This is a genomic window from Myxococcus eversor, from assembly GCF_010894455.1.
In the GTDB taxonomy this organism is placed as follows: domain Bacteria; phylum Myxococcota; class Myxococcia; order Myxococcales; family Myxococcaceae; genus Myxococcus; species Myxococcus eversor.
The window spans coordinates 237,377-250,536 of the sequence record NZ_JAAIXY010000019.1 but is presented as its reverse complement, the minus strand read 5'-3'; the positions used below and the strand labels follow the sequence as shown (position 1 = coordinate 250,536).

Sequence of the window (13,160 nt, the reverse complement as noted above, 5' to 3'; positions counted from 1 at the left end):
TGCCGAGGGTGACGGGCAGCTCGGGCGAGCACGGCGCGGACGTCACACAGAGGGTCGTCTCCGTCGGACCGAAGGCGTTGGTGAGCCGGGTCTGCGTGAAGGCGAGCTGCTTCACAAGGGAGTCGGGCAGGGCCTCACCGCCGGTGACGACGACCTTGAGCCTACGGAGGGCCTCTGGCGCGCCGGGCTCCTCGAAGGCGGTGGCGAGCGACGAGGGCGTGATGACGATGTGGGTGATGCCGTGCTGGAGGATGTCACGGCCCAGGTTGAGGGGGCCGACTGGCCGGAGCACCACGCGAGCGGCTCGCGTGAGGCTGAAGACCAGCTCCATGATGTGCATGTCGAACGAGAAGCTGCTGGTGACAGCCCACGTCGCGCCGGGCGCGGTATCGAGGAAGGCGTCGAAGCTGGCGAAGCCGTGGACGAGGTTCCGGTGCGTGAGCTCGACGCCCTTGGGCTCGCCCGTGGAGCCGGAGGTGTAGAGGACATACGCGAGGTGGTCCGGACGCGCGGGCACGGGAGGCGCGAGCGCGGCGCCGGGCTGGGACGCATCCTCGGGCCGCACGAGGGGGATGGGGAGCGTGGCGCCTTCGAACAAGGACTCGCGGGAGATGACCAGGCGCGCGCCGGACTGTCGCAGCAGCGAGGCGCGACGGGCGGCGGGATGCGAGGGCTCCAGGGGAAGGCAGGCGGAGCCGCTCAAGTGGATGGCGAGCAGGCCAATGACGGAGTCAGCGGAGCGCTCCAGGCACAGGCCCACCACGGCCTCGGGTCGGGCGCCAAGGGCGGAGAGGTGTGACGCGAGCTGCGTGGCCCGCGAGGAGAGCTGGGCGAACGTGAGCGAGGTGTCGGGCGTCACCAGGGCGACGGCGTCCGGAGTCCGCGTCGCGGCGCTCAGGAACAGCGAGGCAACGGTCGCTTCTTCATCGAAGGGCCGCTGCTCCGAGTTGAAGTCCCGCAGCACCTGCTGGCGCTCCGCCTCCGTGTCCAGCGGGAGCTCCCCGAGCGCGGACGTGGGCGCATGCAGCGCGTTGCCCAGGAACTGGAGGTAGTGGGTGAGCATCCGCTGGACGCTCGAGTCGTCGAACAGCTCGGTCCGGTAGCGGAAGAAGAACTCGTACTCCTCCCGGACCTTGTGGACGGTGAGGTGGAGGTCGAAGGCGCTGGAGCCCGGAACCAGATGCAGTGCCCGGGGGGCGAGCGCGGGGAACGCCGACGCGAGCGGATGCTCCACGCGGCTCATGTCGAACAGGACCTGGAACAGCGGCGAGTCGCCGTGGGTGCGCTCCACCTGGAGCTTCTCGACGACGCGCTCGAAGGGGACCTGCTGATGGGAGACGGCCTCCAGGGACGTGGTGCGCACCTGCGCGAGCAGGTCCACGAACGAGGCACGCGCATCCACCTTCGTGCGGAGCACGACGGTGTTGATGAACAGGCCCACGACGTCATCGGCGGCGGGGTGCGCGCGGCCGGAGACCGGGGTACCCACGCACAGCTCGGACTGCCCGGAGTAGCGCTGCAGCAACACCGCGAACGCGGCGTAGAGCACCATGAAGGGCGTCACCTGATGCTGCTGGCAGACCGCGTCCAGGGCCTGTCGGAGCTCGGGTGTCAGCCGGTGCCTCGGAGTCGCCGCGCCCCGGTCGCTCACGACGCCCGGGCGGGGCCGGTCGGTGGGCAGTGACAACTGGGAGGGAGCCCCCTCGAGCTGTCGCGTCCAGTACTCGAGGTCCGTGTCTTCGCGGACCTTCATCTCCGGGTTGCGCTCCCAGGCAGCCAGGTCCGCGAAGGTGAGCTCGGGCTCGGGCAGGAGGCCGCGCCGCTGTCCCGCTGGAGCGGCATAGGCCTGCCCCAGCTCACGGAAGAGGATGTCCAACGACAGCCCATCCATGACCAGGTGGTGCAGCACCAACAGCAGCACGTGGTGCTCGGGAGCGATTTGGAACAGCAGGAAGCGGTAGAGCGGTCCCTGCTCCAGGGAGAAGAGACGCGCGGCCTCTTCCCGCAGTCGCTCCCAGGGCAGGCCGTCTTCTCCGGAGCCTTGCACCTGCTCGACTCGCAGCACGTGCGCGGGCACTGGCTGCTCGCGGGGGACCGGGTGTCCCTGATGGGAGACGACGAGCGTGCGAAGCGCGGGGTGCCGTTCCAACAGCAGCCGCAGGGAGTCCTCCAGGGCCACCACGTCCACCGGCCCCCGGAGCTCCACGGCCTCGGAGTGGATGTACGCCCGCAGCTCCGGCTGCAACTGGTGCAGGAACCACATGCGGTCCTGCGATGCGGAGACGAAGCGAGGCGCCTCTTTCGGGAGCCGCGTCGGCTCGGGCAGCAGGGGCAGGGCGGAACGGGAACGCTCGGCGACCTCGCGGGCGAGCTCCAGCACGGTGCTCGTGCCGAATCGCGCGCTGAGTGGCAGGCGCACGCCCAGGGTCTGCTGGACGCGGACGATGAGTCGCGTCGCGCTGAGGGAGTGCCCGCCCAGGTCGAAGAAGCTCACGTCTCGCGCCACGTCCTGGCGGCCCAGCACCTGACCGACCAGGTGCGTGAGCATCTCCTCGACGAGGCCACGAGGTGCCTGACCCGCGGGGGCCTGGAGTCCGTCCTCCTGGGCCGGAACCGGCTGGCTGGCGACGGCTCGACGGTCCACCTTGCCATGGACCGTCAGGGGCAGCGCGCCGCGCACCACCACCTCGGAAGGCACCATGAACTCGGGCAGGCGCTGACGCAGGTCCGCGCGAAGCTGGCGGGGTTCGATGCGCAGCCCCACCGCGGGCACCACGTGGGCCACCAGTCGCTTGCCCGACGAAGGGTCGGCGACCGCGAGCACCACGGCGTCTCGTACGGAGGGATGGGCGCGCAGCGCGGCCTCGACTTCGGGCAGCTCGATGCGGAAGCCGCGCACCTTCACCTGGTAGTCCGCGCGACCGAGGAACTCCAGTACGCCGTCGTCCCGCCAGCGCACCAGGTCGCCCGTGCGGTACATTCGCGCGCCGGGGACACCGTGGAAGGGGTCCGGCAGGAAGCGCTCGGCGGTCAGCGCGGGCTGCTCCATGTAGCCCCGCGCGAGCCCCTCGCCGCCGACGAACAGCTCGCCGGTGGCTCCGATGGCGACCGGCTCACCGTCCTCGCCGAGCACGTATGCACGGACGTTGTTGATGGGGCCGCCAATGGGAAACGTCTTCGCGGCCTGGGCGGACGCGGTCGCCCTGTACGAAGTGGCGAAGACCGTGGTCTCCGTGGGGCCGTACCCGTTGATGACGGGAATCCCCAGCGTGTCGATGACCCGGCGCACGTGGGTCGCCGCCACGATGTCGCCACCGGCGAGGAGCTGCTTGACGGGACGCAGCAGCTCCAGGTGCTCCTCCACCACCTGGGAGAACAGCGCCGACGTCAGCCAGAGCGTCGTCACGCGGGCCTCGCGGACCACCCGCGCCAGCTCCTCCAGCGATGGGACTCCCGGAGTCATCACCACCAGCCGGGCCCCGTGGAGCAGCGCTCCCCAGATTTCGAACGTGGAGACGTCGAAGGAGAGGGGCGTCATCAACAACTGCGTCTCGTCCGGCCCGAAGCGCGCATAGCTCACGCCCAGGTGGTTGCGCAGCACTCCCTGGTGCGTCGTGCCGACACCCTTGGGCCTGCCGGTGGAGCCGGACGTGAAGTCCACATAGGCCAGCGAGTCGGGCAGCGCACGGAACGGCGGGGCGTGCGCGGCCGGGCCCTCGAGCGGGAGGTCCTCCACCACCAACAGGCGCGATTCCCCGACGGGCATCCGGGGGACGAGCGCGCGTGAGATGATGATGACCTGGGGCCGGGCGTCCTCCACCATGCCCGCCAGGCGCTCGCGCGGGTACGACGTGTCCATCGCGACGTAGGCGCCGCCGGCCTTGACGATGGCGACCGCGGAGACGATGAGCTCCAGCGAACGCTCGACGGCGAGCCCCACGCGCACGTCGGTGTCCACGCCCAGCTCGCGCAGCTTCAGGGCGAGCACGTTGGAGCGCGCATCCAGCTCGCGGTAGGTGAGCCGGCTGTCTCCGAACTCGACGGCGACCTTGTCCGGGAAGCGCTCCACCACGCGGGCGAAGTGCTCGTGCAACGTGGACTCGCGAGGGTATTCGGAGGTCGTCGCGTTCCACTCCACCAGCACGCGCTGGCGGTCGGACTCGGGGAGCCTCGTGGAAGCCACGAGGGTGTTGTCTCGTTCCGCCGGCCCGACCTGCGCGGGCCCGGAAGTCGTCTGCGCCGGGAGGGGGGACTGACCGGGGAGGACGGAGTCAGGGGGAGTGGTCATGTGAAAGGGCGTCAGGGGACTACAGCCGGAGGCGGAGGCTCATGCCGGCTCGAAACATTCCCAGGTCCGTCGCGGGGAGGTCCGCCACGGAGGGGTCGGGTTGGAAACGGAACTCACCGCCGCGAGCGCCGAAGGGCGCCTCGACGAACGCCGCGACGTTCACGTTGTTGCGCACGAAGCCGAAGTCCAGGCGGCCCAGGAACGACGGGTCCCCCAGGTTGCCGAGCACGGTGAGCGTCCACGACGGCTCGTAGATGCTGCGGCGGGTGACGGTGATTTGCCCCAGGCCATACGTCCGGCCGAAGTACAGGGCGCGGTAGTCACCGGTCGACTGGACCCACGTGAGCAGCCGCCGGTCGTCGTCGCCCAACTGGTTGTAGAAGCCCTCCACCCGGAGGACGGTGCGGAAGAGGTCTCCCATGCGCAGCTCGGCGGCCACACCCGCGCTGGCCTGCACCTGCGTGCCCGTCACGGTGCGCTCGACGAAGCTCCCCTCCGGCGTGGACCGCCACAGCCGGGTGTCCGAGTCGCGCACGAAGGCGACCTCGGCGTTGAGGTCCAGCCTCCCGATTCCCAGCGAGTAGTCCAGCCCGTAGCGCGGGCGGCGCCGCTCCAGGAAGGACGCGGAGGCGATGAGCTCGCTGGTGCCGAAGGCGATATCCCCGCGCACCGCGCCGCCGTAGCGCGCCCGGGGCAGCGCGCCGGTGACCCCCGTGTCCTCCAGGGTCGCCGTCGCATACGCCCACAGGTTCGCGCGCAGCGACTCGAAGGGCACGTTCACCTTCACCATGTCCACGCCCTGGCGCAGGTCGAACACGCCGAGCGGATCCGGGTTGGGGGACCGCAGGAAGTCGGTGGTGTTCCAGATGCGGGAGCTTCCCCACTTCACATGCTGGCGTCCGGCCGTGACGTAGATGCTGTCGAAGAGGCCGAAGTAGAGCCACAGCTTGTCCAGGCTCGTCCTCGGCGTGGAGAGCGTCGGGTCCAGCGGGTCATAGACCAGGCGCCCCACCACGTAGGCCCGGATGTCGTCCTGGGGCCTGAAGTCCAGGTAGACGTCCACGAGCCCCGGGAAGTACGGCTGCGCGGCCGTGGTGGCGTCCGTGGCCCGCTGGGACACCACCATGTCCGCGCGCTGGAAGTAGAACCCTCCGAGCGTCAGCACCTCGGGCTGCACCGGGTCCGCGAGTCGCGGCGCTCGCGTCTCCTCGGGCTCGTTCAGCGGACGCGGTCCCTGCGTCGTGTCGCTGTCCGCGGTGGGACTCGGCGCGCCTTCGCCGCTGTCCATCATCGCGGGACGCAGCAGGTCGCTCGAATTCGAGCCGGTGTCCGCGCTCGGGACCTCCACGCGTGCCACCGTGAGCTCCGGGACCACGGGGGACGTGGCGATGGGCTCCACGGCCGCGGTCTCCGAAGGCGCTTGCGACGTGGTGGTGGGAGTCGCTTGAGCGAGGCCCTCGTCGGCGGGCGTGTTCGTGCTCGCGCGCGGCTCGGGGCTCGCCGTGGGAGCCTCCTGCATCAGGGGCGGCTCCACCGGAGCGATGCGTGCCTGACGCGCTCGCGCGGCGGGGAGGTACGTCAGCGCCTGGAGCTCTCCGCGCGCGAAGAACACCGCGAGCCCGCGCGCGACATAGTGGAGGTAGGGCTCGTTGGTGGCCGAGAGCCTGACCTCGTGACACGGCTTCTTCGCGCGGCCTCCTCCCTGACACGCGGGGCCGAACATCCGCTCCACCGCTTCGCGAGACGGCGCGGGGGAGGGATACACATCGAGGCGGCGCAGCCGCTGCGTCCTCTCATCGACGTGGAAGTCCGCGCGCACGGTGCCCGACGGCGCCGAGTCCTCGTCATACGTGAGCACGCGCGCGCCGCCGGCCGTGTGTCGCCGCGTGGGCTCACCGAAGCGGCTCAATACCTGCTGCTCGGTGGTGGCGCCCGGACGCACCTGCTTCCAGACCTCTGCTCCCGCTGTGCCTCCAAGCAGGAGGCAAAAGACAAGCAAGGCGCGGGTGAGCGGGGCTGGCATGGGGGAGCCGCACTCTAGCCTCCTCTCAATCAATGTCGCGAGACACCCACCCCACCAGATTGCCTGTCAGGGCGTTACGTTTCATGAACACACCGGCCGCCGAGCCGTTCACGCATTGCGTGAACACACCGGCCGCGTGTTGACACCTCGCCTGGATTCCCACGAGCATGGCAACCCCTTTGCTGCGAGTGCCAGGAGGAGTCATGGCTTCGGAAGCGTCAGAGTCGGTCCAGTCGCCCAACACGTCCACGGTGGTCTCCGAAGCGGCTGCGCCCTCTGCGGAGCCCTCCGTCGCCGCGGCCCCAGAGAAGCTCGACGAGATTGAGGAGATCGACTTCTTGCTCGAGGAGATTGAAAGCAAGATTGCTCCGCTCGCCCTCGCGTGAGCACCACCGCCATGCCGCGCCCCTATGAGGAGGCGCTCTCCGCGTTCTGGCATCCGGTCGCCTTCTCCCGCGAGCTGAACGAACGGCCGCTTGCCTTCCGACTGCTCGGAGTGGATGGCGTGGTCTGGCGGACCGCGTCAGGCGTCGCGGCCACGCAGCGCTATTGCGCGCACCGGGGCGCGGACCTCTGCGACGGCGAGCCCGTGGGAGAGGGGCTGCGCTGCGCCTTCCATGGCTGGACGTACGGGGCCGATGGTGGCTGCGTGAGGGTGCCCTCGCAGCTCTCGGCGCCCATCTCCCAGAAGGCCCGGCTCGCCGCGTACCGCTGCGCCGAGCGCTACGGGCTCATCTGGGTCTGTCTGTCCGCGACGCCGTCGGCGCCGCTGCCGGAGTGGCCGGAGCTGGAGGACGGGGCCCTGGCCACGGTGGCGTTGCCGCTGCTGGACTGGGACGTGTCCGCGGGGCGGATGATGGAAATCGTCCTCGACGTGGCGCACCTGTCCTGGGTGCACCGGGGGACGTTCGGCAACCCCGAGCAGCAGGAGGTGCCCGCCTATGACGTGGAGCGGCATGCCTCCGGGCTGAGGGCCCGCATCGTCTACCCGGCGCTCGGACCGAGCATCGGCGGGGCGCCCCCACGCGTGGACAAGACGACGCTCACCTATGACATGACGTTGCCCTTCGCCGTGCGGCTGGAGTTCAAGCCGACGCTCTTCTACACGCACACCGTCTACGCGGTGGCGCAGCCCCTCTCGGAAGAGAAGATGCGGTGCTTCTACTTCTGCTCGTACCACCCGAGGATTCGCAACTTCGGGGAGATGTTCGTGAAGTCGGAGCTGGCCATCCTGGAGCAGGACCGGCGCATCGCCGAGGGGCAGCGTCCGAAGGCGCACCCGCTGGGCTTCGACGGTGAGGTCCACGTCAAGGCGGACCGGCTGCCCATCGAATACCGCCGCGCCATGGCGGCGCTGCGTCTGGGCCAGGCTCCGGACAGCCCTGGGATGGAGTGAGGGCGCTCATGCGTGCTGGCGGAGTGGGGCGGCTGGGTGCCGTCGTCGTGCTGACGCTCGTGTGGGGGACCGCGTGCAGCCAGCGCGAAGAGGCCCCGAAGCAGGTGCCGCCCTCCACTCCCCTCGCGGTGGCGCCCAAGGCCGCCGTCGTCCCGGCCGTGGCGAAGGACGCGGAGCGCGTGGCCCGGGGCCGCTATCTCGTGGAGGCGGTGCTCGGCTGCGGCGCCTGCCACACGGCCCGGGACTACTCCCGCTATGGCGGACCCGCGAAGGCCGAGGCGCTGGCGGGCGATTGCTTCGGCGAGGGGCATGGCGTCCCCGGCCGGGTCTGCGCGCCCAACATCACCTCGGACCCCGAGCACGGCATCGGCCGCTGGACGGACGAGGAGCTGCTGCGGGCGTTGAGGGAGGGCCGGGGCAGGGATGGCAGGACGCTCTTCCCCATGATGCCGTACTCCGAGTGGCGGACCCTCTCCGACGAGGACGCACGCGCCGTGGTGGCGTACCTGCGCCAGGTTCCCCCCGTCCCGCGCTCCGTGGAGCGCACGCAGCTGCCCGAGGAGCTGGTCGCCCAGCTCCAGGGGCTGGCCAGCGCGCTGCCGGGCCCCGTGCCCCCTCCGGGTGGGGATGTGGTGGCGCGGGGCCAGTACCTGGCCACCGTGGCCCAGTGCTCCTTCTGCCACGGAGGCCTGGAGGAGACCCCCGTGCCCTTCGCTGGAGGACTTCCCCTGCCCACGCCTTTTGGCGAGGAGAAGGCGCCGTCGCTGCGCCCCGAGGGCGCCATCTTCAAGGGGGGAGAGGACGCCTTCGTCGCGCGCTTCACCGCCTGGAAGGACGTGGCCGCGGCCCCCAGCCGCCGGGGTCAGGTCAACAAGCTGGCCATGCCCTGGGGCCTCCTCGCGGGACTCCACGAGGACGACCTGCGCGCCATCTACCGGTACCTGAAGACCCTGCCCGCCGTGAGCCCTCGGATCGCGGCTCCCCCGGATGCGGGCCCCCCTGCTGTCGGGAAGTAACGCAGCCGACTGTTGGCGTATTGGGCGGAGGGCCTATAGGATTCTCGGGTTCTCATTCGCTAGAAACCCGCCAGTCGCTACAGGGCAGAACGGTACCGGCCTGGCACGAGTCCTCATGATATCGCCTTTCAAGTCGCTGCTGCTGACGCTCCCGGTGCTGGCGCTCATCACAGGCTGCAACCTGTTCGATACGTCCGACGCGGAGGGAACTCGCGGTCGAGGCGCGACGGCCTTCGACCCGTACGACAGCTCCGCCTCGGGTGCCATCTCCCTGTCGCTGCTGTCCTTCAAGGGCTGCGCGATCCTGCCCAACGGTGAGCCGGTCACGAAGGGAGGGCTCGTCCTGCCCAGCTATCCCGATACGTGCCTCAACCTCAACGCGGCCATTCCCCTGAGCGCCGCCATCCCCCCGGTCCCCCCGTCGGCGCGGATGAATGTGAAGCCGGGTGAGCTGTACTTCCTGCGGGAGTTCTCCGCGGTGGACCTGGCCCACGACGTCCACACGGACTACAACGACCGTCGCACTCCGGCCGCCTGGGCGCGCCTCCAATCGGACTTCAAGGATTTGGATTGGAGCGGCCTGACGGTGGGGCTCGACGACTGGAAGGTGCTGGACCCGGGCGCGATGCAGCGCGAGACGTTCTACGAGAACGCCGCCTGGATGAACTCCGACACGGACACGCTGTTGTTGGAGGTGCTCGACGCCGACGGCAACGTGCGCACCAGCGAGACCTACAAGCGCAGCGACTTCATGGCGGAGAACGCCGCGACGGGCCACACGCGCGTCTCCTTCGCCGTCACGGGACTGGCGCCGCCGAAATTCGCGGATGACCCCGTCCCCGTGGTGGCCGCGACGCGCGAGGCCATCAACTACCTCACCACGGTGAAGGTCTCGTTCGCCAACTCCACCAACCCCTTCAAGTCCTTCACCATGCCGGACCTCCGGGGCGAGGGGCTCATCCGGCTCACCTGGAGCCTGATGCCCCTGAAGCCGTTCCTGTTCCCGGTGACCTTCGTCCCGGAGAACGAGCGCCCCGACTCCTGCTTCGAGATGGGGCCCAACGGCCTGCCCACCGACGTGGCCGTGCGCTGCGGCTTCGGCCTGAAGCAGAGCGTCGTGGTGGCGCCGCCGCAGAACGGCCGCTTCCTGCTGCCGGGAGAGTCCCTGGACTTCGTCGTGGCGCTGCAGGACGGCGACGGCCATGCCCTCCACCCGCGCGACACCATGCCGAGCTTCAACGACTACATGGGGGACGGCTCCAACGGGCTCGCGTACTTCAACAGCAACATGCTCATCAACTGGCGCGACACCAGCGCCTCCGAGTCGGGCTTCAAGGTGGTGGGGCCCCTCCAGGACCTGAAGGTCGTCAACGGCTCGCATACGCCGCCGTACTTCGCGTTTCCCACGGGCGTCGAGCCGGCGTACTACATCCATCCCGCCGCGGCCTACCGTCCCGGAGGCAAGTCCCACCGGCCCAGCACGCGCTACACCGTGGAGCTGCCGCCGGACGCGAAGCCCGGCACGTATGCCCTGCTCCTCAAGGGCCACCGCAACTACATGGGTGAGCGGCTCAATCGCCTGGACCCCTTCTTCTTCCAGGTCGGTCAGGCCGAGCCCACGAAGTACCCCAACCAGATTGGCAACTGCCAGGTGTGCCACAACGGGCCGAACTCGCTGAGCAACCTCCACCACGGCGTGAGCGTGGACCACGTGGAGACGTGCAAGGTGTGCCACTACGACGAGTCGGTGGGGCACGTGTCGGACTTCATGCACCGCATCCACATCAGCTCGCGCAAGTACGCCCAGAACAAGGGCGACTGCACCCTGTGCCACCTGACGCGTGAGAGCACCCTGCGGCCCAGCCTCATCGCCTGTGCCGGCTGCCATCCGGGCACGCACGGCAATGAGTACAAGAACCTCGAGTTCGAAAACCTCGCGTCCGCTCCCAACATCTACGGGAACTGCGCCAACGCGTGCCACGTGACGACGCCCCCGGCCGAGCACGTGCTGCCCCTCCGATGATTCCGAACAGGACCGCCATGAAGGCCCGCTCCCTCACCGCCACCTTCCTGCTCGCCGCCACGTTGGGCGGATGCTCCGATTCAGAGCCCGTTCCCCCCGAGGAGGGTACGAACGCTCCCATCGGAGAGCTGCCCGAGCGCCGCGCCACCGTCTCCGGCGTCGTCTATGACCCCGAAGCCTTCTTCCTGACGGTGCTGAACTTCCCGGGAGAGGAGACGCCGCCTCCCGCCCTCTTCGAGGACACGCCGTACCTGCTCTTCTCGGCCATCCCCGGTGCGACGGTGCGGCTGGCCGGCAGCGGAGCCCCCGTCTCCAGCGGTACGTCGTCCTTCGCGGGCATCTGGCAGGTGGAGGGTGTCCCCCTGGATGCCACGACGCCCTATCTGGCGGAGGCGATTCCTCCGGCGGGGCCCGTGGAGTTCTTCACGGAGGGCGCGCCCTTTCCGCTGCCGCCGGCGACGCACTACCCCACCACGTACCTGCGCCCCATCCAGGTCAACGTCAACGAGTGCACCTCCCAGACGGCGCCCATGGTCGGCAGCGCGGGCGCGCTGGACGCGGTGGCCCAGTACCTGACGGGAGAGGGCACGCCGACGACGGTGGAGCAGTTGCTCGACCCGGCCCGGACGGGTGGCGTCGTCCTCTTCTGGGTGCATCCGCCCAGCTTCTTCTACGACTACTTCGTCATCCCGCTGGACAGCGTCGTGGGTGAGACGAGCGCGGGCACCTTGTTGTCGGTGAACTGGGCGCCTCCTGGAGTGGGTCCGCCGGGCCAGTCGCCCATGGGCTTCTTCGCGTCGTCGGACCCGACGGGCTTCTTCGGCTACTACGCGCTGGTGCTGCCTCCGGGGCTGACGACTCCCGTGACGGTGACCTTCAGGGACACCTACGTGCCCGCGCCGGAGGAGCCGCCGGGCCCGTACCCGCGTCCGCTGGTCATCTCGCCGGTCACCGTGCAGCCGCGCGCCGGTGTCTCCGTGCAGCGCGTGTACGCGTACCCCGACCCCAGCCTGCCGGCCCCTCCGGTGGACCCGCTGGAGGACCCGCCGCCGCCGCCGCTGGATGAGCGCTGGCTGTGCCAGCCGTAGAGGGGAAGGCGACGAGCTCAGCGCCAGGGACGTACGGTCAGCCCGCGGAAGCGCACCGCGGGTTGTCCGAAGGACACCGGCAGGGCGCCGTGGTCCAGCTTGCGACAGCCGCGCGTGGCGAAGAGGTTGCGCGAGTCGGCGCCCACCGCGTCGATGGAGGCCAGGGCCTCCAGACCGTTGCCAGCGAGGATGCCGGGTGACACGCGCTGGCCCACGCGGCCATCGCGCACCTCGCGCGCCTCCACGATGTAGAAGCTGAAGTCTCCCGACAGCAGGTCCATGTGCCGGGGCGTGAGGTGCTGGACGAGCAGGCCGTGAGGCACTCCCGCCAGCACTGATTCCAGATGGCCTTCGTGAGGTTCCACACGCGTGTGAGCCATGCGAGGCAGCGGCGGATGGCGGAAGCCCACGCGTCGGCCATGGCCGTTGGGGGCGTGCCCCAGCAGCCTGGCGCTGCGTGCATCCAGCAGGGGCGAGCCCACGACGCCTTTGTTCAGGAGCGGCACGGCTTGGGCCGCGTGGCCCTCGTCGTCCCAGTGAAAGCCGAGGGCGCCGTGTCCGTCGGTGGGGTCGTCCGATACGGAGAGCCACGGGCCGGCCACGCGTTGGCCCAGTCTGCGTGCGAGGTACGAGCCACCGCGTGCGACGACGTCCCCCTCCAGCGGGTGCCCGCAGACTTCGTGGAAGAAGCACGCGGAGGCGGCGCCCGGAGGAAAGACGATGGGGAACATCCCCGTGGGACAGGGGATGCCGGGGCTGGACTCGCGCAGCTCGCGCACCAGTCCGTCCACCAGGGATTCCAGGGTGGGAAGCGCCGCGTGCAGGTGATTCAGGTCTGGGAAGGCCGTGGCGCGCCAGGCATCGAGGACGCCACTGTCCGTCGTCTGGAAGGCCTTCACTTCCAGGATGGCGTGGCGGGAGTCCTGTCGCACGGTGCGTCCGTCGCCGAAGCACAGGGTGCGCCGCTCGACTTCCCGTAGCAGCACATCCAGGTGCGTGGCTCCGGCCGCACGGGCGGTGTCGACCAGCCTGCGTGCGACTTCCGTGGCCAGCGCCGCCGTCGTCGCGAGGACGGGCGTCGGGTCGAGCAGCTCCGTCGCACCGGTCCTCAAGTCCGCGGGCATGTCGTGGGAGGCAAGGGTGCCGTCGACCAGCGCTTCCCAGGTGTACTCGACGCCGCCCTCCACCGCGAGGGCGTGGGAGAGGCCCTGCTCCTGGTGGAGGGGCTGGACGCGTGGCCCCGAGCGGGAGTGGGCGACCTCGGTCGCTTCCCGATGCTCCACGAACCAGCTCGACGTGTTGGGCTTCTCGACGGGCACGTGGCTC

8 protein-coding genes are annotated in these 13,160 nt (G+C 70.0%); 5 read left to right on the top strand and 3 right to left on the bottom strand.

The window, feature by feature from the left end:
* Positions 1-4,183 (bottom strand): non-ribosomal peptide synthetase (locus G4D83_RS33370; protein WP_163868909.1); only part of this gene is annotated, 4,183 nt, incomplete at its 3' end.
* A 124-nt stretch (positions 4,184-4,307) separates the two neighbouring features.
* Positions 4,308-6,311, bottom strand: a complete 2,004-nt coding sequence (locus G4D83_RS33365; protein ID WP_163868908.1) for a hypothetical protein — start codon at positions 6,309-6,311, stop codon at positions 4,308-4,310.
* A 203-nt stretch (positions 6,312-6,514) separates the two neighbouring features.
* Between G4D83_RS33365 and G4D83_RS33360 the strand changes: the two genes are divergently transcribed.
* The 5 genes from G4D83_RS33360 (at position 6,515) to G4D83_RS33340 (ending at position 11,834) form a co-directional block, all read left to right on the top strand.
* Positions 6,515-6,697, top strand: coding sequence for a Xan family putative trans-acting RiPP leader peptide (locus tag G4D83_RS33360; RefSeq protein WP_163868907.1), 183 nt, complete (start codon positions 6,515-6,517; stop codon positions 6,695-6,697).
* 11 nt (positions 6,698-6,708) lie between these two features.
* The gene (locus G4D83_RS33355; protein WP_163868906.1) at positions 6,709-7,707 is read left to right on the top strand and encodes an aromatic ring-hydroxylating oxygenase subunit alpha; all 999 of its coding nucleotides are present in this window, start codon (positions 6,709-6,711) and stop codon (positions 7,705-7,707) included.
* 8 nt (positions 7,708-7,715) lie between these two features.
* Positions 7,716-8,723 (top strand): c-type cytochrome, encoded by a 1,008-nt coding sequence (locus tag G4D83_RS46985; protein ID WP_163868905.1) that lies wholly within the window; start codon positions 7,716-7,718, stop codon positions 8,721-8,723.
* Positions 8,724-8,838: 115 nt separating this feature from the next.
* Positions 8,839-10,746, top strand: coding sequence for a hypothetical protein (locus tag G4D83_RS33345; protein ID WP_163868904.1), 1,908 nt, complete (start codon positions 8,839-8,841; stop codon positions 10,744-10,746).
* Between the two features lie 17 nt (positions 10,747-10,763).
* Positions 10,764-11,834 carry a hypothetical protein gene (locus G4D83_RS33340; protein ID WP_240356876.1) on the top strand — a complete coding sequence of 357 codons (1,071 nt, stop codon included), beginning with the start codon at positions 10,764-10,766 and terminating at the stop codon, positions 11,832-11,834.
* A 17-nt stretch (positions 11,835-11,851) separates the two neighbouring features.
* On the opposite strand, the gene G4D83_RS33335 is transcribed toward G4D83_RS33340, so the two are convergent.
* Entirely contained in the window at positions 11,852-13,153 is a 1,302-nt protein-coding gene (locus G4D83_RS33335) for a TldD/PmbA family protein (RefSeq protein WP_240356869.1), read from the bottom strand.
* Positions 13,154-13,160: the final 7 nt, after the last annotated feature.